The sequence below is a fragment of the Serratia sp. BIGb0163 genome (assembly GCF_024809935.1).
Classification (GTDB): Bacteria; Pseudomonadota; Gammaproteobacteria; order Enterobacterales; family Enterobacteriaceae; genus Serratia; species Serratia quinivorans.
The window spans coordinates 124,842-148,617 of the sequence record NZ_JANUDZ010000001.1 but is presented as its reverse complement, the minus strand read 5'-3'; the positions used below and the strand labels follow the sequence as shown (position 1 = coordinate 148,617).

General features: G+C 56.7%; 19 protein-coding genes. 4 read left to right on the top strand and 15 right to left on the bottom strand.

Annotated features, from left to right (window positions below):
* Positions 1 to 56: 56 nt before the first annotated feature.
* The 8 genes from urtE to atzF all read right to left on the bottom strand — a co-directional run bounded on the left by urtE (position 57) and on the right by atzF (position 11,997).
* Positions 57 to 755 carry an urea ABC transporter ATP-binding subunit UrtE gene (gene urtE, locus M2406_RS00755; RefSeq protein WP_259188048.1) on the bottom strand — a complete coding sequence of 233 codons (699 nt, stop codon included), beginning with the start codon at positions 753 to 755 and terminating at the stop codon, positions 57 to 59.
* A gap of 8 nt (positions 756 to 763) precedes the next feature.
* Entirely contained in the window at positions 764 to 1,570 is an 807-nt protein-coding gene (gene urtD / locus M2406_RS00750; RefSeq protein WP_012005857.1) for an urea ABC transporter ATP-binding protein UrtD, read from the bottom strand.
* Positions 1,567 to 2,643 (bottom strand): urea ABC transporter permease subunit UrtC, encoded by a 1,077-nt coding sequence (gene urtC, locus M2406_RS00745; RefSeq protein WP_012005856.1) that lies wholly within the window; start codon positions 2,641 to 2,643, stop codon positions 1,567 to 1,569. The genes urtD and urtC overlap by 4 nt, the downstream gene beginning before the upstream one ends.
* Positions 2,643 to 4,163 (bottom strand): urea ABC transporter permease subunit UrtB, encoded by a 1,521-nt coding sequence (gene urtB, locus M2406_RS00740; RefSeq protein ID WP_259189917.1) that lies wholly within the window; start codon positions 4,161 to 4,163, stop codon positions 2,643 to 2,645. The genes urtC and urtB overlap by 1 nt, the downstream gene beginning before the upstream one ends.
* Before the next feature lie 303 nt (positions 4,164 to 4,466).
* On the bottom strand, positions 4,467 to 5,735 hold the full coding sequence (gene urtA, locus M2406_RS00735) for an urea ABC transporter substrate-binding protein (protein ID WP_017892062.1): 1,269 nt from the start codon (positions 5,733 to 5,735) through the stop codon (positions 4,467 to 4,469).
* A 44-nt stretch (positions 5,736 to 5,779) separates the two neighbouring features.
* Positions 5,780 to 6,490, bottom strand: a complete 711-nt coding sequence (locus M2406_RS00730) for a GntR family transcriptional regulator (RefSeq protein WP_112362654.1) — start codon at positions 6,488 to 6,490, stop codon at positions 5,780 to 5,782.
* 51 nt (positions 6,491 to 6,541) lie between these two features.
* Positions 6,542 to 10,165 (bottom strand): urea carboxylase, encoded by a 3,624-nt coding sequence (gene uca, locus M2406_RS00725; protein WP_259188037.1) that lies wholly within the window; start codon positions 10,163 to 10,165, stop codon positions 6,542 to 6,544.
* Positions 10,166 to 10,167: 2 nt separating this feature from the next.
* Positions 10,168 to 11,997 carry an allophanate hydrolase gene (atzF, locus tag M2406_RS00720; RefSeq protein ID WP_259188036.1) on the bottom strand — a complete coding sequence of 610 codons (1,830 nt, stop codon included), beginning with the start codon at positions 11,995 to 11,997 and terminating at the stop codon, positions 10,168 to 10,170.
* Positions 11,998 to 12,614: 617 nt separating this feature from the next.
* Between atzF and M2406_RS00715 the strand changes: the two genes are divergently transcribed.
* Both M2406_RS00715 and M2406_RS00710 read left to right on the top strand, forming a co-directional pair.
* A complete protein-coding gene (locus M2406_RS00715) occupies positions 12,615 to 13,226 on the top strand; it encodes a carbonic anhydrase (RefSeq protein ID WP_259188034.1) in 612 nt (203 codons plus the stop codon).
* The gene (locus M2406_RS00710) at positions 13,223 to 14,719 is read left to right on the top strand and encodes a SulP family inorganic anion transporter (RefSeq protein ID WP_115182979.1); all 1,497 of its coding nucleotides are present in this window, start codon (positions 13,223 to 13,225) and stop codon (positions 14,717 to 14,719) included. The genes M2406_RS00715 and M2406_RS00710 overlap by 4 nt, the downstream gene beginning before the upstream one ends.
* Here M2406_RS00710 and M2406_RS00705 read toward each other — a convergent pair.
* The gene (locus tag M2406_RS00705) at positions 14,716 to 14,859 is read right to left on the bottom strand and encodes a hypothetical protein (RefSeq protein WP_259188031.1); all 144 of its coding nucleotides are present in this window, start codon (positions 14,857 to 14,859) and stop codon (positions 14,716 to 14,718) included. The two genes, M2406_RS00710 and M2406_RS00705, sit on opposite strands and share 4 nt — an antisense overlap.
* Before the next feature lie 362 nt (positions 14,860 to 15,221).
* Here M2406_RS00705 and M2406_RS00700 point away from each other — a divergent pair, with 362 nt between their 5' ends.
* Positions 15,222 to 16,862, top strand: coding sequence for a methyl-accepting chemotaxis protein (locus M2406_RS00700; protein ID WP_259188030.1), 1,641 nt, complete (start codon positions 15,222 to 15,224; stop codon positions 16,860 to 16,862).
* Positions 16,863 to 17,168: 306 nt separating this feature from the next.
* On the opposite strand, the gene M2406_RS00695 is transcribed toward M2406_RS00700, so the two are convergent.
* The 6 genes from M2406_RS00695 to M2406_RS00670 form a co-directional block, all read right to left on the bottom strand.
* Positions 17,169 to 17,633 carry a DUF1456 family protein gene (locus M2406_RS00695; protein ID WP_041418497.1) on the bottom strand — a complete coding sequence of 155 codons (465 nt, stop codon included), beginning with the start codon at positions 17,631 to 17,633 and terminating at the stop codon, positions 17,169 to 17,171.
* Between the two features lie 103 nt (positions 17,634 to 17,736).
* Positions 17,737 to 18,636, bottom strand: coding sequence for a phosphonate ABC transporter, permease protein PhnE (gene phnE, locus M2406_RS00690; protein WP_012005846.1), 900 nt, complete (start codon positions 18,634 to 18,636; stop codon positions 17,737 to 17,739).
* Entirely contained in the window at positions 18,633 to 19,496 is an 864-nt protein-coding gene (gene phnE, locus M2406_RS00685) for a phosphonate ABC transporter, permease protein PhnE (RefSeq protein WP_259188025.1), read from the bottom strand. The genes phnE (M2406_RS00690) and phnE (M2406_RS00685) overlap by 4 nt, the downstream gene beginning before the upstream one ends.
* 76 nt (positions 19,497 to 19,572) lie before the next feature.
* On the bottom strand, positions 19,573 to 20,505 hold the full coding sequence (phnD, locus tag M2406_RS00680; RefSeq protein WP_012005844.1) for a phosphonate ABC transporter substrate-binding protein: 933 nt from the start codon (positions 20,503 to 20,505) through the stop codon (positions 19,573 to 19,575).
* A 39-nt stretch (positions 20,506 to 20,544) separates the two neighbouring features.
* Positions 20,545 to 21,378, bottom strand: coding sequence for a phosphonate ABC transporter ATP-binding protein (gene phnC, locus M2406_RS00675; RefSeq protein WP_012005843.1), 834 nt, complete (start codon positions 21,376 to 21,378; stop codon positions 20,545 to 20,547).
* Between the two features lie 119 nt (positions 21,379 to 21,497).
* A complete protein-coding gene (locus M2406_RS00670; RefSeq protein WP_259188022.1) occupies positions 21,498 to 22,511 on the bottom strand; it encodes a zinc-binding alcohol dehydrogenase family protein in 1,014 nt (337 codons plus the stop codon).
* 146 nt (positions 22,512 to 22,657) lie between these two features.
* Between M2406_RS00670 and M2406_RS00665 the strand changes: the two genes are divergently transcribed.
* Positions 22,658 to 23,563, top strand: a complete 906-nt coding sequence (locus tag M2406_RS00665; RefSeq protein ID WP_012005841.1) for a GntR family transcriptional regulator — start codon at positions 22,658 to 22,660, stop codon at positions 23,561 to 23,563.
* Positions 23,564 to 23,776 lie beyond the last annotated feature (213 nt).

Genomic DNA, 23,776 nt, shown 5'->3' with positions numbered 1-23,776 from the left:
TCCACCCAACAAAGTGTTCTGAGAATCATTGCCCTTTCACTGCCCAGCCTTGAACCTTATATCGCCACCAGCCCGCGCACGCCGTCTTGCTCCATCGCGCTGCCTGCACCACGCTGGACGATACTGCCGCGCGACATCACCAGATAGCGGTCCGCCAGCTCGGCGGCAAAATCATAAAACTGTTCCACCAGCAGGATCGCCATATCCCCCTGGGCCGCCAACTGTTTGATCACTGCACCGATCTCTTTGATCACCGAAGGTTGGATCCCCTCCGTCGGCTCATCAAGGATCAACAGCTGCGGTCGGCAGGCCAGCGCACGCCCAATCGCCAACTGCTGTTGTTGGCCGCCGGAGAGATCGCCGCCGCGCCGATCTTTCATCTGCAACAGCACCGGGAACAGTTCATAGATATGATCCGGTACCTTGCGCGCCTGGCTGCCGGAAAAACGTGCCAGCCCCATCAGCAGATTTTCTTCCACCGTCAGGCGACCAAAGATCTCACGCCCCTGCGGCACATAGGCCACCCCGGCCTGCACCCGTTGGTGTGGTTTTCTGCCGTTAAGGCTTTCCCCCTGCCAACTGATGCCGCCACTTTTGGCCGGGATCAGCCCCATCAGGCATTTCAGCAACGTGGTTTTCCCCACGCCGTTGCGCCCCAACAGACAGGTCACTTCGCCGATATGAGCTTCAAACGACAGGCCGCGCAAAATGTGGCTGCCACCGTAATATTGATTCAGTTCATTCACTTGCAACATAGCTGCTCCTAGCGCCCTAAATACACTTCGATCACCTGCTCGTCGGCCTGTACCTGCGCCAATGAGCCTTCCGCCAACACCTGGCCCTGATGCAGCACCGTGACGTGGTCGGCAATGGTTTCGACAAACCCCATGTCGTGCTCCACCACCATCAGCGAATGCTTGCCCGCCAGCGAGCGGAACAGTTCGGCGGTGTACTCGGTTTCCGCGTCGGTCATACCGGCCGCCGGTTCATCGAGCAGCAGCAGGTGCGGTTCCTGCACCAATAGCATGCCAATTTCGAGAAACTGTTTTTGCCCGTGGGACAGCAGCCCGGCGGGACGATAGCGTTCATGGCCCAGCCGCAGGGTTTTCAGCATTTCATCGATACGGTCGCGTTGTTCGCTACTCAGTTTGGCGCGCAGGCAGGCCCATACCGACTTCTGAGTTTTCTGGGCGATCTCCAGATTTTCGAACACCGTCAGCGCCTCAAACACCGTGGGCTTTTGGAACTTGCGACCGATGCCGGCCTGGGCGATCTGCATCGGATCCAGCGCGGTCAGATCGACGGTTTGATCGTAAAACACCCTGCCGCTGTCCGGCCGGGTTTTGCCGGTGATCACATCCATCAGCGTGGTTTTCCCCGCGCCGTTTGGCCCGATCACGCAGCGCAGTTCACCCACACCGATCTGCAACGACAGATCGCTCAGTGCACGAAAACCGTCAAAACTGACGTTGATCTTGTCGAGCAGCAGCACCGGATCGGTTTGCTGGCGATATTTATCGGCCGGTAGCGGCTGGGTGAACAGTTCGTCGGTCATTTGCAGCGAATTCATTGTGGTTTCCCTCTGCGCAGCAGGCCGATAACCCCTTTAGGCAGGAACAGCGTAACGACGATAAACATCAGGCCAAGAAAGAACTGCCAGTATTCCGGAATGGCCATGGTGAACCAGCTCTTGGCGCCGTTGACGATACCCGCCCCCAGCAGCGGCCCCACCAGCGTGCCGCGTCCGCCGAGCGCCACCCAGATGGCGGCTTCGATCGAGTTGGTCGGCGACATTTCGCCCGGGTTGATAATGCCCACCTGCGGCACATACAGCGCACCGGCCAGCCCGCATAGCACCGCCGATAGCGTCCAGACAAACAGTTTGAAGCCTTTCGGATCGTAGCCGCAGAACGTCAGGCGGTTTTCCGCATCGCGCACCGCCGTTAGCACCCGGCCGAATTTGCTGCGTGCCAGGGCAAAACCGATTGCCAGACTGGCGGCCAACAGTAGCACCGTCGTCACGAACAGCGCCACCCGCGTGCCGGTGGCGGTGATCGGAAAGCCCAGCAGGGTGGTGAAACCGGTAAAGCCATTGTTGCCACCAAAGCCGGTTTCGTTACGAAAGAACAGCAGCATACCGGCGTAGGTCAACGCCTGAGTCATGATGGAGAAATACACCCCTTTGATCTTTGAGCGGAAGGCGAAGTAACCGAAGACGAAGGCCAGCACGCCGGGCACCAACACGATCAAACACAGCGCCCAGGCGAAGTACTGGGTGCCGCTCCAGAACCACGGCAATTCATTCCACGAAAGAAACGACATAAACGCCGGCAGGCCATCGCCCGCCGCCTGGCGCATCAGGTACATGCCCATGGCGTAGCCGCCGAGGGCGAAAAACAGCCCGTGCCCCAACGACAGCAGCCCGGCGTAACCCCATACCAGATCAAGCGCCACCGCCACTACCGCATAACACAAGATTTTACCCACCAGCGTCAGGGTGTAAGTGGAGATCGCCAGCGGATGGTCTGCCGGCAACAATGCCAGAAACGGCATGATCAACAGTACCAGCAACGCCAGCCCGCCGATGCCCAGCGCCAGTCGGGGTGCCTTCTGCAGGCCGGTTACAGTCAATGGTTGGCTCATCAGTCAATCACCCTGCCCTTGAAGGCGAACAGTCCCTGAGGACGTTTTTGAATAAACAACACGATCAGCGCCAGGATCAGGATTTTACCCAGCACGGCCCCAATCTGCGGTTCAAGGATTTTGTTAAGAATACCCAGGCCAAAGGCCGCCACCACGGTCCCGGCCAGTTGGCCAACGCCGCCGAGCACCACTACCAGGAACGAGTCGATGATATAACCCTGGCCCAGCTCCGGCCCGACGTTGCCCAGCTGCGACAACGCCACTCCGCCCAGCCCGGCAATGCCGGAACCCAGGCCGAACGCCAGCATATCGACGCGGCCGGTGGGTACGCCGCAGCAGGCGGCCATCGCACGGTTTTGCGTCACGGCGCGCACGTTCATACCCAAGCGGGTTTTGTTCAGCAGCAGCCAGGTGAGCACCAGTACCAGCACCACAAACAGGATCACCGCGATCCGGTTCCACGGCAGCACCAGATTGGGCAGTAACTGAATGCCGCCCGACAGCCAGGCCGGGTTGGCAACCTCCACGTTTTGCGCGCCAAATAGCACCCGAACACATTGGATCAGCACCAGGCTGATGCCCCAGGTCGCCAGCAGGGTTTCCAGCGGCCGCCCATACAGATGGCGGATCACCGTCCGCTCCAGCGCCATACCTATGCAGGCGGTGATGCCAAACGCCACCGGCAACGCCACCAGCGGATACAGTGCCAGCCACTGCGGCGCAAACTGCTGAAACAGCCCCTGCACCAGATAGGCCGAGTAGGCACCGAGCATCAGCATTTCGCCGTGCGCCATGTTGATCACCCCCAGCAGGCCGTAGGTGATCGCCAGCCCGAGCGCCGCCAACAGCAGGATCGAGCCAAGCGACAGGCCGGTAAACGCCTGGCCAATCAGATCGCCGATCATCAGCCGGTGTTTCACGCTGGTCAGGCTTTTCAACGCCTCGGCTCGCACGGCGGCGTCCGGTTCATGAGCGGCGTCGGTCATCGCCTGCAGCCGCGTCTGGGTTTCCGCTGCCCCCGAACTGCCGAGCAGCCGCACCGCATTGAGGCGCACTGTGGCATCGGCGTCGCCCAGTTGCAGATTGGCCAGCGCGATGCGGAGCGCCTCATGCACACGGTCGTCTTTTTCCTGCGCCAGGCGCTGGGTCAACAGCGGCAATTGATCATTTTTCGCCTCCTGCTGCAGGGCCTGCGCCGCCTGTAAACGCAGCGCCGGATCTTCACTGACTAGCTGCTGTGCCGACAACGCGTTGGCAATCAGGATCCGCAGCCGGTTATTCAGCCAAAGCTTCTTCGGCGTACCAACCGGGGCAGCGCCACCCTCCAGTGGCTGATAGCGATCGCCCTGCTGGATAAAGGCATGTTTGGCCTCGTCGATCATCAGGTTTTCCTGCTTTAACGCCTGCAGTAACGGCAAACGCGCAGCGTCCGGCGCGCTCGCCCACGCCTGCAATAATTTGGCCTGCTGCGTACGGTTGGCCGCAGCAAAATCATCGGCCGGCCCCGCCTGCGCGAACATGGGCAGGCAGCACAGCAATAACCACAGATGCCTGAGATGGCTTAAAGATAAAAGTTTCATCAGATGTCTCGTCGCAATAGGGCATGGCTCAGTCAGCCCCCGCCGTAACGGGGCCGGGCATTCTTGCCTAATGCTTGTCAGTTAAGGTGATCATGTTCCCTCTCCTTTGGGAGAGGGTTAGGGTGGGGGGATGCACTCCGACACTAGCCCCTCACCCCGGCCCTCTCCCTCGGGAGAGGGGGACGCCCACTTAAACAACGTCATACATTTTTAGAACTTTGCTTAACTGACCGGCATTAGGTGTTACTTGCCGCCTTTTACCGGGCTTTCCGACTTTTTGTCGTTGCCGGCAATGTACGGGCTCCACGGCTGGGCGCGTACCGGAGCATCGGTTTGCCACACCACGTTGAACTGGCCGTTGCCTTCAATCTCGCCAATCATCACCGGTTTGTGCAGGTGATGGTTGGTAGCATCCATAGTCAGGGTAAAGCCCGACGGCGCGGCGAAGGTCTGCCCGGCCATCGCCGCACGAACCTTATCAACGTCAGTGGTACCGGCCTTCTCTACCGCCTGCGCCCACATGTGGATGCCGACATAGGTGGCTTCCATCGGGTCATTGGTCACGGCGGTAGCATAGTTCGGCAGGTTGTGCGCCTTGGCATAAGCGCGCCATTCGCTGACGAACTGCTTGTTGGTCGGGTTATCCACCGATTCGAAGTAGTTCCAGGCCGCCAGGTTACCCACCAGCGGTTTGGTGTCGATGCCGCGCAGCTCTTCTTCCCCTACCGAGAAGGCGATCACTGGCACGTCGGTGGCCTTGATGCCCTGATTGGCCAGCTCTTTGTAGAAGGGGACGTTGGAATCACCGTTGATGGTGGAGATCACCGCCGTTTTGCCACCGGCAGAGAATTTCTTGATGTTGGCGACAATGGTCTGGTAGTCGCTGTAACCAAACGGCGTATAGACCTCTTCGATGTCTTTATCCTGAATGCCTTTCGAGTGCAGGAAGGCGCGCAGGATCTTGTTGGTGGTACGCGGATAAACGTAGTCAGTGCCCAGCAGGAAGAAGCGTTTCGCCGATCCACCGTCTTCGCTCAGCAGGTATTCCACCGCCGGGATCGCCTGCTGATTAGGGGCCGCACCGGTATAGAACACATTGGGCGACATCTCTTCCCCTTCGTATTGCACCGGATAGAACAGCAAACCGTTCAACTCTTCAAACACCGGCAACACGGATTTACGCGATACCGAAGTCCAGCAGCCAAACACCGCCGCCACCTTGTCCTGGCTCAGCAACTGACGCGCCTTTTCGGCGAACAGCGGCCAGTTGGAGGCCGGATCCACCACCACCGGTTCGAGTTTTTTACCCAATACGCCGCCCTTGGCATTGATGTCATCAATGGTCATCAGTGCCACATCCTTGAGCGGCGTTTCAGAGATGGCCATGGTGCCGGACAGCGAACTCAGGATGCCGACCTTGATGGTATCGGCGGCCTGCACGCTCCAGGCGATCCCCATACCGACCATGCTGGCAGACAGCGCGAAAGCTTTTATAAAGTGACGACGTTGCATAGTTCAAACTCCTGATGTGTGTTGGAAAACAGGTTCAGAAAAACTCACGTAGGACTGTCTGGTAGCTGGAGGCGTGCTTGATGCAACATATGCAGGGTTATTTTTCTGACCTCAGCCTTACTGACGGCAATATGGTTACTGAGCAGCGTTTGCGCCTCCCCGGTTTGCTGTTGCAGGATCGCCCGCAAAATGGCGGCGTGTTCGTTATAGGTCGCCTCCACCCGGCTGCCCTGGGTGAAGTCCAGCCGACGAATGATGCGAATTTTCTCGGTCAGGTCGCGATGAATGCGTGCCATTTCGCCGTTGCCCGCCGCCGCCACCAGCGCCATATGGAACTGTTCGTCGTGCAGCGAAACAGTTTTGCCGTCCTCCAACCGTGGCTCGTCGATCCAGAAACTGCCGAGCGCCTCCAGTGGCAACGGCACTTCATCCATTGGCCGCGCGCACAGCCGTTTAACCGCCTCACACTCCAGCACGATACGCAGGTCATACAGCTCCTCGAAGTAGGCAAAATCGAACGGTCGCACCTGCCAACCGCTACGGAAATGCACTTCGACATACCCCTCGCGCTCCAGCCAAAACAAAGCCTGACGTACCGGCGTGCGGCTGACGTCCATGCGCAGCGCCACTTCGTTTTCGCTAAAGCGATCGCCCGGCAGCAGCTGAAAATCAAAAATATCGTCCTTGAGCTGCAGGTAGATGCGCTCCGCCAGCCCCTCCGGCCGCGCCTTGTTGCGGTTATTGGTGATTTGCATCGCATTCCTCTCTGCGGGCGCAGCCTGCCGCGCCCCGACAATTAAACAGGGTTAACTGGCGTGCTCCAGCCACAGCAGGGCGTCGCCCGGCCCGACAGGCCGCCCCTGCTGACAACTGATGCGTTTGATGATCCCGGCGCGCGGCGCGGTGACCGCCAGCTCCATTTTCATTGCCTCCACCACGATCAGTGGCTGGCCGGCTTCGACCTGCTGCCCCGGCGTCACCAGGATTTTCCACACGCTGCCGTTCAGGTCGGCGCTGACCAGATAACCATCAACCTCTTCTTCATCATCCTGTGGCGGCAGCAACTGGGCCTCGGCTTCGCCCTCCTCTTCCTGCCAGCGCGTCACTTCATGGCTGAACGCCTGCTGCTGGCGCTGCTGGAAGGCACTGATATCTTCGGCGTTGTCCGCCAGGAAACGGCTGTATTCGGCAAAATCAAACTCGCTGTTCTCAATACGGACCTGCGCGCGCCCTTCGCGGAACGCCTCGCGCTGCTCATCCAGCTCCTGTTCGCTGACCGGGTAGAAACGCACCTGATCAAAGAAGTGCAGCAGCCAGGGTTCACCGGCGCTGAACTGCGGATTTTTGAGGAATTTGTTCCAGATCGGCAGCGTGCGCCCGACCAACTGGTAGCCCCCCGGTGAGTCCATGCCATAGATGCACATGTACATGCCGCCGATGCCGACCGTGCCTTCGGCGGTATGGGTACGCGCCGGGTTATATTTGGAACTGAGTAGCCGGTGACGCGGGTCAATCGGTACCGCGCAGGGTGCGCCGAGGTAAACATCGCCCAGCCCGAGGATCAGGTAACTGGCATCAAAAATGATGTCGCGCACCTGCTCACGCGTGCTGAGCCCGTTGATACGTTGAATAAAATCGACGTTGTTTGGCAGCCAGGGCGCGGACGAACGCACCGTCTGTTGATAGCGTTCCACCGCCCCCAGAGTGGCAGAGTCTTCAAACGCCATTGGCAGATAAACCGTGCGCGTCGGCACCTTCAGTTGGCTGACATCGCCCAATGCCTGTTCGCGTGCCAACAAGCGCGCCAATAAATCGGCCTGGCCCAGAACGCGGCTGTCATAGCGGATCTGCAGCGATCGCACGCCGGGTGCCAGCTCCTCGACGCCGGGGATCGCGTCCTGCTTGAGCGACTGCATCAGCAGATGAATGCGTAGCCGCAGCGCCAGACTGAGCACGTTGTCGCCATATTCCAGCAAAATGTAGCCGTCACCGGCCTGGCGATAGACCACCGCCGGGCGGCTATCGGTCGCCGGCAGTGCCGCCAGGATAGCGGCAGAAACCGTGGCACCCGGCGTCAGATCCGGTGCCGGCAAGGTGATGGCCTTCACCGCCGCCAGCGCTTCGATACTGCCAAGCTGCGCCTGTTCCAGCGATTGCGCCTGTTTGAAACCAATCGGATGGAAGCGAATGCGATCGCCTGGTTTCACCTGGCCGACCTTCCACAGCTCGGCCCTGGCGATGGTCACCGGGCAGACGAAACCACCGAGGCTCGGCCCGTCACGGGTGAGGATCACCGGGAAGTCGCCGGTGAAGTTAATGGCACCGATGGCGTATTCGCAGTCGTGTACGTTGGACGGATGCAGCCCTGCCTCGCCGCCGTCCTGCCGCGCCCACTCCGGTTTTGGCCCGGACAGGCGCACCCCCAGCCGGTTGGAGTTGTAATGCACCTGCCATTCGGTGGCAAAGAAACGGTCGATCGACTCTGGGGTAAAGAAGTCCGGTGCGCCGTGCGGCCCATACAGCACGCCGATGTTCCACAGATTGCCATACTCTGGGATCAGGCTTTCATCCATCGCCTGCGGCGCGGCAATCGGTGCCGGCGTGGTGGTCGCGGCCAATGCCGGTTGCGACACCGCCAGCATATCCGCTACCCGCAGGGTCCGTCCGGCGTGACCGCCAAACTGTCCCAGAGCAAAGGTCGAACGGCTGCCCAGATAGACCGGCACGTCAAAACCATTGCGCACCGCCAGATAGGTGCGGCATCCGTGCCGGGCGCGGCCCATCGTCAGTACCTGCCCGGCCCGAACCGCCACCGGCTGCCAGTAATTTAGCGCTTCGCCATCCAAATCTGCCGGGCAGTCCGCACCGGTCAGCGCAACAGTGGCGTCGCAATGAAAACGCAGGGTTGGCCCCTGCAGGGTAAACTCCAGCCCGGCGGCGCTGGGATGATTGCCGACAATGCGGTTGGCCAGCCGGAAAGCAAAGTCGTCCATCGGCCCGGACGGCGGCACGCCAATATCCCAATAGCCGACGCGGCCGGGATAATCCTGCACGCTGCTGTAAGTGCCCGGTTGCAGCACTTCGATACTGCTGGGCTGGAAGCGGAAACTGTCCAGCATGCGGGTCCACACGCTACCGGTCTGGAACTCCGCGGTGGCAATCACCTGCCGCAGGTAATCCAGATTCGTCGCGATGCCGTGCAGCCGGGTGGCATCCAGCGCCAGGCGCATTTTCTCCAGCGCCTGTCGGCGATCCTCGCCGTGAACAATCAACTTGGCGATCATCGGGTCGTAAAATGCCGACACTTCACTGCCGGTGGCGACCCAACCGTCCACCCGTACCCCATCAGGGAAATGCACCTCGGTCAGTACGCCCGGGCTGGGCTGGAAGTTTTTCAGCGGATCTTCGGCATAGATACGCACCTCAATCGATGCCCCCTGCGGTGGGCGTTGCAGCGCCGCCCAGTCCAGCGCATCCCCCGCCGCCACCTGCAGCATGCATTCGATCAGGTCCAGCCCGGTCACACTTTCAGTCACCGGATGCTCCACCTGCAGACGGGTGTTCACTTCGAGGAAATAAAACTCGTCGCGCGCGCCGTCGTAGATAAACTCCACGGTACCGGCACTGCGATAATTAACCGACGCCCCCAGTGCCACCGCCGCCTGATGCAGCGCCTGACGGGTGGCCGTCGGCAGGTTCGGTGCCGGGGTCTCTTCCACCACTTTCTGGTTGCGGCGCTGCAATGAGCAGTCGCGTTCGCCGAGGGCCACCACCCAGCCCTGACCATCACCAAAGATCTGCACTTCGACATGACGGGCCTGATCGACAAAGCGCTCGATAAAGGCCCCTGAATCGCGGAAGAACTGCTCACCCAGCCGTTTCACGCTGTCGTAGGCTTCACGCAGGGCGGCTTCGTCATCGCAGCGCGTCAGGCCGATACCGCCACCGCCGGCTGTGCTTTTCAGCATCACCGGATAGCCAATCTGTCTGGCGGCGTTGACCGCCTGCTCAACGCTGTCCAGCAGGCCAGTGCCCGGCGTCATCGGCACCTGCGCCAGCGCCGCCAGCTCACGCGCCCGGTGTTTCAGGCCGAACTCGCGAATTTGTGCCGCCGTCGGGCCGATAAAAGCGATGCCCGCCGCTTCGCAGGCGTCGGCAAACTCAGCGCTCTCGGAAAGGAACCCGTAGCCGGGGTAGATCGCCTGCGCGCCAGTTTCTGCCGCCGCCGCCAGGATCTTGTCGATACACAGGTAACTGTCGCTGGGTTTTTCACCGCCCAGCGACACCGCCAAATCGGCTGCGGTGACGTGCGGTGCATTGCGGTCGGCGTCGGAATAAACCGCCACGCTGGTCACTCCCAGGCGTTTCAGGGTGCGGATGGCGCGGCAGGCAATTTCGCCGCGGTTGGCAATCAGTACGGTAGAAAACATGATCAAGCCCCCTTCAGGCTGGCGACATAATTGCGCCAGCCGCCAAATTCAGTGATATCCGTGGCCCCCTGCAGCGCCCAGGGTTCGCAGATAAAGCCTTTCACCCGGCGACCATCCGCCAGCAACAGCGTGCCGATACCCAGTGGCGCCGGGATCTCCGCCACCAATTCGCCAAAACGCGCCAGCGGGATCTCCCACAGTTCCACACGGATTGCGGCCCCCTGCTCGGTTTTGACCAGCCCCGGCTTTGGCGGCTGAGTATTGGCCAGCGCGTACAGCCGGTAGCAGGGTGCGGTGGTGGTTTGCTCCAGCAAAATCGCGGCACGCTGAGTGAGCTGGAAATTCAGCGGCATCCCGCTGAGGTGAGCGCCGACTACCGCTACCTGCACGTGCTGAGCCGACGGCGTCAGAGAATTCAGCGGCGGTAGCGCGCGGCCGGTCGCACCCAACGGCAAAGCCTGAGCCTGTTGCCAGCGCAGACCGAAGGCCGCCAGCGCCCGATCGTGCCAGGCCGGAGCAACCAGCGTGATACCGGCAGGCAGGCCGTCGTCGCGCATCGGCGCAGGCAGTGCCAGCGCGCTCAGACCGGCCAGATTGGTGAAATTGGTGTAGGTGCCAAACTGCGAGTTGAACAACACCGGCTCCTGCTCCATTTCCGCCAGTGTGCGAATGGTCGGTGAGGTCGGCACCACCAGTGCGTCGAAGGGAGCCAGCCGTTGTTCAATCTGCCGCGCCAGCTCGGCACGCAGATATTCCGCTTTGTAGGCGTCACAGGCGCTGTACTTCAGGCCGTTATTGACGATGCCGCGCACCACCGGATTAATCGCCTGTGGATTGGTACTCAATATCTTCTCTACCGCCACGGTGCGTTCCGCCACCCAGGGGCCGTAATAGAGCTGATCTGCCAGAACGCGGAACGGGGTAAAATCGAGGGTTTCCAGCGTTACGCCGCAGCTTTGCAACTGCTCCAGCGCCCGTTGAAATGCCTGCTCGGCCTGGGTATCGCCGAAAAATTCGAGCTGCGCCGGTACTGCAAAGCGGGGGGCCGCGGGAAGACTCGCCGGGGCGGTATGGGGATTGATGCGGGAATAGGCATCGGCTGCGTCATAGCCGCCAGCCAGTTCGGCCACCAGCGCAGCGTCTGCCACCGTCAGGGCGAATACCGACACCGTGTCATTGAGCCGACAGGCGGGTACCACGCCACGGTTCGACAGCCAGCCTTTGGTCGGTTTCAGGCCGACAATATTGTTGAATCCGGCCGGGACGCGCCCTGAACCGGCGGTATCGGTTCCCAATGAGAACGGCGTCAGGCCGCGCGCCACCACCGAGGCCGAGCCGGAGCTGGAGCCACCGCTGACATAGCGACCGTCGAAACTGTTCACCACTGCGCCGTGCGGCGAACGGGTGCCGACCAGGCCGGTAGCGAACTGATCGAGATTGGTTTTACCGATCACCAGCGCACCGGCGGCGCGCAGATTAGCGACGACGGCTGCATCTGCCGTCGCCTGATAGGCAAACTCCGGGCAGGCGGCGGTAGTCGGCCAACCGCCGACATCGATATTGTCTTTGACCGCAAAAGGCACACCAAACAGCGGCAGGCGGCTGATGTCCCCGGCGACGGCTTCAAGCCGTTGGGCCAGTTGTTGGTACTGCCCCTCCAGTTGTTCAGCGCTGGCAAGGTACAGCCAGGCATTGTCATCCGCTGGCAAATTGGCCAGCAAGGCAACCAGCGTAGTACGCACGCAGGCCATGCGCTCGCCGGCCGGGTGGGTATGATAATGATGCTGCCATTCGCTGAGGGTGAAACCGCGTAGGCTAACGGACTGAGTCATTGGCAAAATTCCATCTGGTACACAAGATGGGATTCATAGAGCAACCGGCGTGCCAATTTTTAATCGGCTGATTTCAATAAAATATAAGAAAAACTTATAGTAAAACGGTAAAAACCTGCACCAGCCGTGGGCAAATGGCGAACAAAAAAGGTGCACTAAATAGCATTATGGCGATATGCCAAAATGGATCTCATTAATTAACCCTAAACTCTATGCGTATAATTGAATACCCATTTACGATTAATCAGAAATCATTAGCCTATGGATATAATAAATTATTTAGTTACTAAACAATGTGATTGTCTGATTATTCACACAAAAACACAAAAGAATAATGAATTGAATCATTCACCAAAAACAACAATTAAACACTAATAAAAATCAATAATGCAAAATTAAAAACCAATAAATAATGGGAATATATTTATAACATAATGGAATTAAAGAGCCTTACCATCAACCCGGCCACCTTAATATAGAAAACTTTACACAAACACTGCTTATCATTGGCAAAGTGATTGGACTAACCTTGGACAGGAGTTTTTTGCTAGTGGCGACGGCCTGCACGTCAGCGCCGAACTTTCTCGCTGCCAAATCCCCTGACCCAAGGAGCTTTCATGACAACGATTAATCATCTGCTGGTAAAAAACCGCAGTTGGGCAACTCAGCAACAATCCCGCGATCCCAATTTCTTCCCGCAGTTGGCACAGGCGCAGAAACCGCACATTCTGTGGATTGGCTGCTCCGACAGCCGGGTTCCCGCCGAAACTATTGTGCGTGCACAACCCGGCGAGCTGTTTGTGCACCGCAATATCGCCAACGTGGTCGAAGAGCAGGATGATAATTTGATGAGCGTGGTGCAATACGCGGTCGAACATCTGGAGGTCGGGGCCATCGTGATTTGCGGGCATTACGGTTGCGGTGGGATCCAGGCGGCCCTGAGCAGCCGTAACACCCCCAGTAAGGATTCACTCACACGCCGTCTCAATTCGCTGCGTACCAAACTGGTGCCACATTTGCCGGCTGAGACCGATACCCATGACGACGACCTGAATAAAGCAGCCCACGCCAACGTACAGCTCCAGCTCAATACCCTCAGCAAAACCCAGTTAATACAACGCGCCTGGCGACACAATGCCGGGTTGACGCTGGTCGGCTGCATTTACGACATGCATACCGGATTTTTAAACGTACTGGAACAGCGCAACGCTGCCGGGAGGATGACATGAATCGTGCCGATCTGCGTTTTGACCTGCCCGCCGGGCTGGTGGTGTTTCTGGTCGCCCTGCCGCTCAGTCTGGGCATTGCACAAGCCAGCGGCGTACCGCCGTTCGTGGGCCTATTGACCGGAGTGATCGGCGGTATTGTCGTCACCCTGCTCAGCCCTTCCCCCTTTTCGGTCAGCGGCCCGGCCGCCGGACTGGTGACCATTGTCACCGGTGCCATGTTGACACTGGGCGACTTTTCCACCTTCTTATTCGCCCTGCTATTGGCCGGCATACTGCAACTGGCTTTCGGCCTGCTGCGCGGCGGCAAACTGGCAGCACTGATCCCCGGAGCCGTGATCCACGGCATGTTAGCCGCCATCGGCATTTTACTGATCCTGCAACAGTTGCCGCTGGCAATGGGTTATCCGTCCGGGCATGGTCTGAGTGAAACCCCCTCCACCGAGCAACTACGTGGGGATATTGCCCCAGCGGCGGTCATGCTTACGCTGGGTGCACTGCTACTGATTGTTTTTTGGGGGAAGTCATCGCTCAAACAGCGCCTGCGACTGACGGCATTGCCTGGCCCGCTGGTCGCGGTGCTGTGGGGTTGTCTGTTTGTCTGGCTGGGCCAGAAGATTTGGCCCGCCATCGGCACGCTGCCACGAATTGAATTACCGGCGGTCGACAGCGTCGAAGCGCTGCAAGGGCAATTTTCACTGCCCAACTGGCAGGCATGGCGTAACCCGGCGGTCTATCTGGTAGCCATAACTCTGGCGATTGTTGCCAGTCTGGAAACCCTGCTGAGCCAGGAAGCGTTGAAAAAGATGGCGCCGATGATGCCGGAACCGTCGCCCGATAAAGAATTGCGCGCGCAGGGGGTGGGGAACTGCATTAGCGGGCTGCTGGGCGGCCTGCCGATTACCGCCGTCATTGTGCGTAGCTCTGCCAACGTGCAGGCCGGTGCACGCAGCCGGGTATCTATTCTGCTGCATGGCGTGCTGTTGCTGCTCAGCGCCTTGCTGTTTGCCGAACTGCTCAACAGCATTCCATTAGCCAGTCTGGCTGCAATCCTGATCTACACCGGTTTTAAGCTGGCGCACCCGCGTATTTTTATCACTCTGTGGCGTCAGGGATTGCAACAGTTCGTCCCCTTTGCTGCCACCCTCGGCGGTATTCTGGCGTTTGGCATGCTGGCGGGTATAGCCATCGGCCTGGTCGCGCAACTGCTGTGGAGCCTGTATCAAAGTAACCGTCACGCCCTGCGGCTGACCCGCTACGACGACCATTACCTGCTGCAGTGCCAGCAAAATCTGACCTTCCTCAATAAGATGCGGTTGAAGCATTTGCTGGGGCAGATTGAGCACAACAGCACGGTGATTATCGATTGCGAGGGGATTAATTATCTGGACGACGATATCCGCGCGATGCTCAACGATTATCGTCAAACGGCGGCGGATAAACAGATCAACATCAGTCTGCATCCACCGAGCAACATTCTGGTACGCAATATCTAAGCTAAAACGGCGCCGGGGATAACCCCGGCGCCATAACCGGAAATCGGCAATACGACTGAACTGGCCTGCCAGATAAAATACAGTTTGGAACGCAGCTCCCATTGATTAAGCGGCTTGGCTTTGGCGACATAATCAGTCATTTTCTTTTAAACTGAGATGATATTTCCGCAACGGTATAACCAACCGTCCTTAAATTTACGCTCACCGAGCATCACACTCTGATAACAGGCGACATAAAATAGCAACGGTAAAATACATTCTCTTTAGCACAAGGATCACTGTTACGTTATCAATGACCTTTGTAACACAGGAACCAGAACATGTTATATTTGTGTTTAAATTAAAAACGTGAAGTTAAAAACACCGATAATATCGACATCAGACTCAACCAAAAATTAATCGCTAAAGTTTTAGCGCAGCCTGCCGAAAACAAACAGCACTTCTCGCGGCAAAAAAATGCTATTTGCCGCACTGGCATCTCATTGAAATTTCAGGTTGTACTATGTTTGAACGATTAAAAATCTCCCACGGATTAATGGGGATTTTAACCCTGTTCTGTATTATTCAGATATTCTCCGGCGCGTGGAGCATTCTGGATGCCTCAGGTACCAATAACCGCCTTACACAAATATCCTCCGGCTTTAATCAAATCATGGCAATGGATAATGCCTACGCTTCCGTTACCGAACTCCGCGAAGAAGTGCTTAAAGACGCACTGATGCTCACCACGCAGCCGCAAAGTAACGATACCAAAAAGTCCCTTGGTGAACTTCGTCAGCGCCTCACAGAGGTGGATAAACTGATGGAAAAATTTTATCGGCTGTCGCTGTCTGAGCAGAGTGAAAACGAGCGCACCAAGAACGTCAAAAATCTGTATGAAAAAGCGCGCGGCGATCTGCTTCAATTAATTGTCAGCCTGGAAGATGGTGATATCACCCGTTTCCAGTCAATTATGCACAATAGCTCGTCAACATATTTTATGTCTGCGCTTGATGATACTTCGGCCTACGTTGCCAACGATATTATTACTCCAGCAGCCGCTGCGGCACAGACCAGCTATCGCCAAATGGTGCCTTTATCGCTCGCGTTCATTTTCATCTTTATTCTGCTGACCGGTGCGGTTCTGGTGTGGATCAGAAAATATGTGCTGAACAAGATAAACCAGATTATCGACTATCAGGCCGAAATTTCGAACAGGAATTTGGATATTGAAATTAATACCGGTGGAAATAACGAAATAGGCCGACTGATTAACGGTCTCATCAATATGCGTAATGAGCTGGCTAATACCGTCTGCACCGTCCGGGCAGGAACGCAAAACATTTATACCGGCGTGCAGGAAATTGCAGCAGGTAACAACGACCTTTCAAGCCGCACAGAAGAACAGCCGAGTTCGCTGGAAGAAACGGCGGCCAGCATGGAGCAACTTTCTGCTACGGTGAAAAACAACGCAGATAGTGCCGCTGCTGCCACCTCGTTGGTGAAACGCGCTTCGCAAAGTGCAATCAACGGCGGTGAGATCACGCGCAAAATGGTCGTCACCATGAGCGATATCGCCGATAGCTCACGCAAAATTGGTGATATCACCAGCGTCATCGACGGCATCGCCTTCCAAACCAATATTTTGGCACTGAATGCCGCGGTGGAGGCGGCTCGCGCTGGTGAACAAGGCCGCGGCTTTGCCGTTGTCGCCGGCGAAGTACGTAACCTTGCTCAGCGCAGCGCTCAGGCGGCCAAAGAGATTAAAACGCTGATTGATACATCGGTGCTGCGTGTCGATCAGGGCAACGATCTGGTGGAAAACGTGAGCGGAGCCATGACGGAAATTGTTACCGCCATCGGTCAGGTAACGGAAACCATGCAAGAGATCTCAAGTGCTTCTGAAGAGCAGAGCCGTGGAATTGCACAAATTGCGCAGGCAGTTAACGAAATGGATAAGGTGACCCAGCAGAACGCCGCGCTGGTCGAACAATCGGCTTCCGCCGCCAGTGCGCTGGAAGATCAGGCCAATCACTTGAATCAAACCGTTTCCCTTTTCAAACTCGCCACACACGCGTCCGCCGGGGCCCATGTTCAGCCACAGGCGATAGCCGCACCGAAAGTGGTTGCTGATGATAACGGTGAGAATTGGAGCCGTTTTTGAGGCGCTAATAGATAAGATTTGAGTTTGATTTGTTGGCACCGTGCAGGTTTCGTTTACCTGCCCCGCCTAACGGCACTGATGGGTTAACGTCGCAGGTAGAGCAACGCCAACAGAATGTTGGCGTCAGATTGCTGACAAAGTTCTTTGCGCTTAAAAGTCTTGATTTGGGGGCTAATAAAAACAAAGGATTATGTCTTCTGATTTACCCCAAACATCCGAAAACCACGTTTTTCGGGTGTTTGTCATCAGACTAACGCCAACAGAATGTTGGCGTTGGAAAGCCGGTGCCATAAAGAGCGGCGTGACTTATGCGCCGCGCAGGCGTTGCGCTAACCCTTTGAGGAAATAGCGCAGCATCTGATCGCCACAAGGGCGGAAGTTTTTGGTGCCTTCTTTGCGGAACAGCGCGCTCAGTTCCGGCTTGGAAATGCGGAATTCCACGGCGGTGAAGATCTGGTGCATGTCGGTATCTTTCAACTCGAAGGCCACACGCAGTTTTTTCAACACCAGATTGTTGGTGATTGGCAGCTCCACTTCCGGCGCCGGGAACTTGTCGTCCTTGCCACGTTTGAAGAACACCAGACCGTTCAGGAAATGCGCCATCACTTCGTCAGGGCAGTTTTCGAACCCCGGCTCGCCTTCCTTGATGACGTAAGTGCTCATTGCCGAGACCGCAACGTCGAAATTATCCAGCTTGATAATCTCAACCATTTTCGCGTCGTTGATACCCAGCATGTAGCGCACGCTGCGCAGCACGTCATTGTTGATCATAGAATTGCCTTTAGCTTGTAAACCGGAAGGCGCGCACATTGTAATACCCTATACTGCTACGCCTTGAATATGTGCGGCAGTATAGGGATCAGAGCGGGGTTTCTCAATCGATTTGGCTTTTTTGCTGATACAGCGGGATGTCTTCGCCAATAATGTATTTATTGCGCAGGATGGATGACACTTTATCCATTATCATCACCACCACCACCAGGATCAGGGTGATAAACATCACCACGTCCCAGTTCCACAGCCGCATGTTCTCCGCATACACCAGGCCGATACCGCCGGCACCGACAAAGCCCAGCACCGCCGCAGATCGGGTGTTGGATTCAATCTGGTACAGGCTGAGCGCCAGAAAAGTGGGGAACGACTGGGTAAAGATACCGTAACGGTGCTTTTGCAGGCCGTTGGCACCGACCGCCGTCAGGCCGCGGCTGGGGGATTTATCCACCGCTTCATGCCCTTCGGCATAGAGTTTGCCGAGTAGCCCGACGTCCTGCATGACAATAGCCAATACCCCGGCCAACGGCCCCATGCCAACGGCACGAACGAAAATCAGCCCCCAAATGGCCATGTCGATACCGCGCAGGATATCCAGCAAACGGCGCACCAGCACCGAAATCGGTCGCAACAACGGCGTCGACATCACGTTACGTGCGGCAAAGAACGACAGCGGCAAGGCAATCAACGAAGCGGTAATGGTGCCGGCAAACACGATGCCGATGGTGATAAATATCTGCTGGAAATAGTACATAAACGGCCAGTTAACAAAATCATGCCAGACAAACATACGCATGAAATAACGGCCAAGCTGATGACAGCCGTTAATAAACTGCGGCCAGGCTATGCCAAAGAACTGGAAGAAGAACAGGTAATACAGTGCGATAGCCGCTGCCACAATGCCGATGGTGCGCAGGTAGCGGCGTTGCTGTGAGAAGATCTCCGGGTGCTGCTGTTTAAGCGTTTGCAGCTTTTCCGTCGAAATAGTGGGTGCCGTTATCATTTTTTCCCCTCCACGACGCGTTTGCGCAATTCACCTGAGGTGTAATCCAGCAGCGAAACTACCAGGATAATCAGCAGCAACGTCATGCTGACCTGATCGTAGCGATCGAGCTTGATATTGGTCATCAGCTCCTGACCAATGCCGCCCGCCCCCACCAACCCCAGAATGGTCGACTGGCGGAAGTTGATTTCCAGGCGCATAAAACTGTACGAAAGAAACACCGGTTTCACCTGTGGCCACATGCCAAAACGCATGCGCTGTAACGGTGTAGCTCCGCAGGCCGTCAGCCCGCGCACCGGCTTGTTGGAGGCGGTTTCAATCGACTCATAAAACAGTTTGGTCAGGCTGCCAATGGTGTGCAGCGCCAATGCCAGAAAGCCCGGAATGGCCCCGATACCGAACGCCATCACGAACATCACCGCCCACGCCAGCTCCGGCATGGTGCGTAAAAAGGCCACCAGCGTGCGGATCGCCATGCGCAACGTTGCCGGGCTGTGGGTGTTGTTGGCCGCCAGAAACGCCAGAACGCCCGCCACCAGCACCGAAAGAAGGGTCGCCGCCAGCGCCAGTTGCAGCGTTTCCCAGATCAGCGGCAGTTGAATGTTCAGCCGGTAACCCCAGTAGGCCAATGACCCCTCGGTGTGCCCGTCAGCGAACAGTAAGCGCCAGTGTAATGTCGGGATGGTTTCTGCCAGATAATCAAAGAAATGAGGGATCGACAGCCACACGGTGTGCAGGTTGAACTCGGCGATATTGCCGGCGCCCAGATAGAGCACCACCAGACCGAGCGACCAGATCAACGTCTCGCGTTTTTGCTTGCTGCGAACCTGCTGGTAATAGTGCGCAAAATCTTTATTCAAAATAGATTTCCATCTTATGGAACAAGGGGTTCAGCACGCTGAACCCCTTTGGATCGATCAGGACGTAATCCGATGATTAACGGTCGCCTTTGGTCAGCTCACGCTTCATATCGATGATGTTCTGGTATTCCGCCAGGGTGGTCTCGCCGATGTGCTGTTTGCCGCCCATCGCTTTGATAAAGCACTGGTGATCGTCCTTATCCAGCTTCTTGATCGCGGTGACGACTTTGGCTTTAAACTCTGCCGGCAGCGCGTTGCTCACCAGGATTGGACCGTTCGGGATTAGCGGCGACTGCCAGATAATGCGGATCTGTTTCATCAGGTCCGGGTGATCCATACGGATCATGCGGGTGAACGCGCCGCTGGTATAACCGGTGTTGTAGTCGCCGATCATCGACGCCCAGGTCACTGCACCTTCAAACTGACCGTTCAACACGCCGAGAACGTCCTGCTCATGGCCACCGGAGAAGGTCACGCTGGAGAAAGTATTGTTGTATTTGTTGTCTACCGTGCCGCCAAACAGTTTCTTGAATTCCTGGTTCGGGATCAGGAAGCCGGAGGTAGAATCCGGATCGGCGAAGCCCACGGCCTTGCCTTTCAGGTCTTCCAGCTTTTTATATGGACTACCGGCTTTAACGATCACCACCGAGTGGTAACCACGGGATTGGTCGACGTCATCAACCGCGATGCCGACGATATCCACCGCTTTCGGATCCTTGATGTACACCGAGGCAAACGACGACGGCGACATGCTCAACACCAGGTCGATCTTGCCGCCCAACAGGCCCTGAATGACGCCGGAATAGTCGGAGGAGTTACGCAGTTTGGTGTCAACGCCAAGCTCCTTGTCCAGGAACTGTTTAACGCATTGGTTATCACCAATTTGCTGGGTGGCGTTTTGCCCACCGAGAATACCCAGATTCAATACTTTGGGTGCGTCCGCTGCAGTAGCGTTAAATACCATCATCGCGCCGGCCATCAGGGTGGTCAGACTCAATACTTTTTTCATTACGCTGCCTTGTGTGTAAAGGTAAAAGTGAAGAAATACTCAATGGATTTGATTGGCTTCCTCGCCATACAGCTGGTGCAGTATCCGTTCGTTCAGTTGCGACGGATGACCGTCAAACACAATTTTGCCCTGGGCAATACCAATCACCCGGGTGCAATATTCTTTCACCAGTTCGACCGAGTGCAGATTCACCATCACCGCAATGTCGTTTTCACTGACTTTTTGCAGCGCATCCATAATGCGACGGGTGTTTTTCGGATCGAGTGATGCCACCGGCTCATCGGCCAGCAGAATTTTGGGGTTTTGCATCAGCGCACGGCAAATCGCCACGCGCTGCATCTGACCACCGGACAGGTTCTCGGCGCGCTGCAACGCATGCGGCAGCATATTGAGCCATTGCAACAGTTCGATGGCGCGGGCGCGGTCGGCGTCATCAAACAGTTTGAAGAAGGATTTCAGGGTAGAAGTGTGGCTCAGACGGCCCAACAGCACGTTGGTTATCACGTCCAACCGTGGTACCAGGCAGAAGTCCTGGAAGATCATGCCGCAACGGGCACGCCACTGGCGCATTTGGCGGGCGCTCAGTTGTGCGATGTCCTGTGCCACACCGTCATCTTCAAAGTGCAGCATCTCGCCGCAGCTCGAAGGAATGGTGCCGTTCAGGGTGTGCAGCAGAGTAGATTTACCGGCGCCGGAACGGCCGATCACCGCCACGAATTCGCCAACGTGCAGGTCGAAATTGATATCGTCCAGCACTCGTTGCTGTGATTTATAAGCTTTGCCCAAGCCTTTTACCGATAACACCTTGCGGGAGGATAGCGGTTGTTGCCCTGGAAAGTCGGTGGTTGCTAGTTTTAACTGTGCCTGACCCATATGATTTCTCTGGTTTCAGTGGCTAATCATTATGGGCACCTATTAACGAATAACTTTGTGACAACGGGATGATGGTTTTATGGCCGGGAAATGACGAATGCCGTCATTTCCCGCCGGGGTTAAAAGCGAATAAGGCCTTTAATCAGCTGCTGGTTATTGATCACCTGTTCTTCATAATGCTGCGCCAGGCTGTCGAAGTCGAACTGGTGGGACAGCATCATCCGGGCGGTGATCGCCCCTGCCGCCATCAAACGGCCGACCTTGGCGAAATCCTCTTCGGTCGCATTGCGACTGCCCATCAGGGTGGTTTCTTTTTTATGGAACTCGGGGTCCGAGAATTGCAAATCCCCCTTGAACAGCCCAACAAAAACGATGCTGCCGCCGTGACGGATCAGGTTGACGGCATTGTTCATCGCCTGTCGGCTGCCGGTGGCGTCGATCACTTTCGCCGCCAGCATACCGCCGAACTGGCCACGCAGTCGGGCTTCAAACTGCTCGTCCTGCGGATCGAGCGTCGGCAGTTGCAGCACCTGCTCGACATGCCGCCGCCGTTCGGCGCTGGTATCAACCACCACCACCTGCGCCCCGTCAGCCTTGGCGATCGCCGCCACGCCCAGGCCGATGGGCCCGGCCCCCACCACCAATAGCGGATCGTCCGGCGCTATGGCCGCACGGCGAACCGCATGGGCACTGATGGCAAACGGCTCAATCAGGGCCGCGGCCTCTGGCGCCACGTCGTCCACCGCCAGCAGGTTGCTGACCGGCACGCTGAGATACTCGCAAAAGCCGCCGTCCTGATGTACGCCAATCACCGAAATATTCTCGCAGCAGTTGGTTTTGCCACTCTGGCAGGCCCCACAATGATGGCAGGCAAGATAGGGCATCACCGTCACGCGCTGCCCTACCCGCCAGCCGGCCGTCTGACTGCCGAGACTGACAATTTCGCCGCATATTTCATGGCCCAGGACCCGCGGATAACTAAAGAAAGGTTGCTGACCGGACCAGGCGTGAATATCCGTGCCGCAAATGCCCACGGTAATCATTTTGATCACCGCTTCGGCCTGCGCAGGAATAGGTGCCGGACGCTGCTGATAAATTAATTTCGTTGGTTGCTCGAGAACTAATACTTTCATTTTTTTATAACCTCCCCTTTATTTATGGGAAGAGTTATTAAATAAAAGCGCCGCCAGGCATGAAGTCGGAAGCGAGATCTGTGAAGCAGTACAAAATAAACCGTTTTAAATTGGTTTTAAATAGATAAAAAACATCCGAGGCTCGCATGAGCAGAACCCAGAACCTGCGCCACAATGTGGTTAACCAGATGATTGACGGTATCAATAATAACCACCTGCGTTCTCCGCTGCCGTCCCAGGCCGCATTGGCCGAAATGTACAACATCAGCCGCACCACAGTGCGCCATACGTTGACGCATCTGTTCCAACGTGGCGTGCTGGAAAAGGTCGGCGACGACTATGTGATTTTACGCCAGCCACAGCCGGAAGACGGCTTCGACTGCCAAAGCCCTTCCCTGGACGAACAGGGAAAAAGGTTCGAAAAAGCGTTCTACCAGATGATTAATCAGAAGCAGCTGCGCGCCGGGGACAGCTTCAGCGAGCTGCAACTGGCGCGCGCGGTCAATGTAAGCCCGGTGGTGGTGCGGGAATTTCTGCTGCACTTCAGCCGTTACAATCTGATCGAAAGCAGCAAGCGCGGGCAATGGCGTATGAAGCAGTTTGACCAGCGTTATGCCGAACAGCTGTTTGAGCTGCGCCAGATGCTGGAAACGCACGCCCTGTCCCACTTTATCAATCTGCCGGCGCATGACCCACGCTGGCTGCAGGCCAGGGAACTGCTGAGCCGCCACCGCCAATTACGGGAAGATATCAGCGACAATTATCGCCTGTTTTCCCAGTTGGATCGCGACTTCCACCTGCTGATCCTTTCCGCCGCCAATAACCCTTTTTTCAATCAGTCGCTGGAGATCATTTCGGTGATTTTCCACTTCCATTATCAGTGGGATGAGACCGATCTTAAACAGCGTAATATCATTGCCATTGAAGAACACATGACCATTCTCAGCGCGCTTATTTGCCGTAACGATCAGGAAGCCATCAACGCGCTGCACCGCCATTTGGATACCGCCAAACAGTCGATGATCCGCTCACTCAATCAGACCATCGCCTGAGCCGCAGGGTGTTTTTAATCGATAAAAAACACCCTACCGTCATTTAAAACCGATAAAAAGCAGCAAAATACTGGCTGTCGCACGGAACCGTAACAAAACCCACCGCCTAAAATATTTCGCCCTCTAGGCTTACTGCCGACCACCTGCTAATACCTTCATTAAGACACCACCCAGGGGAATACCCGGAATAATAAATATTATTAATGCGAAATT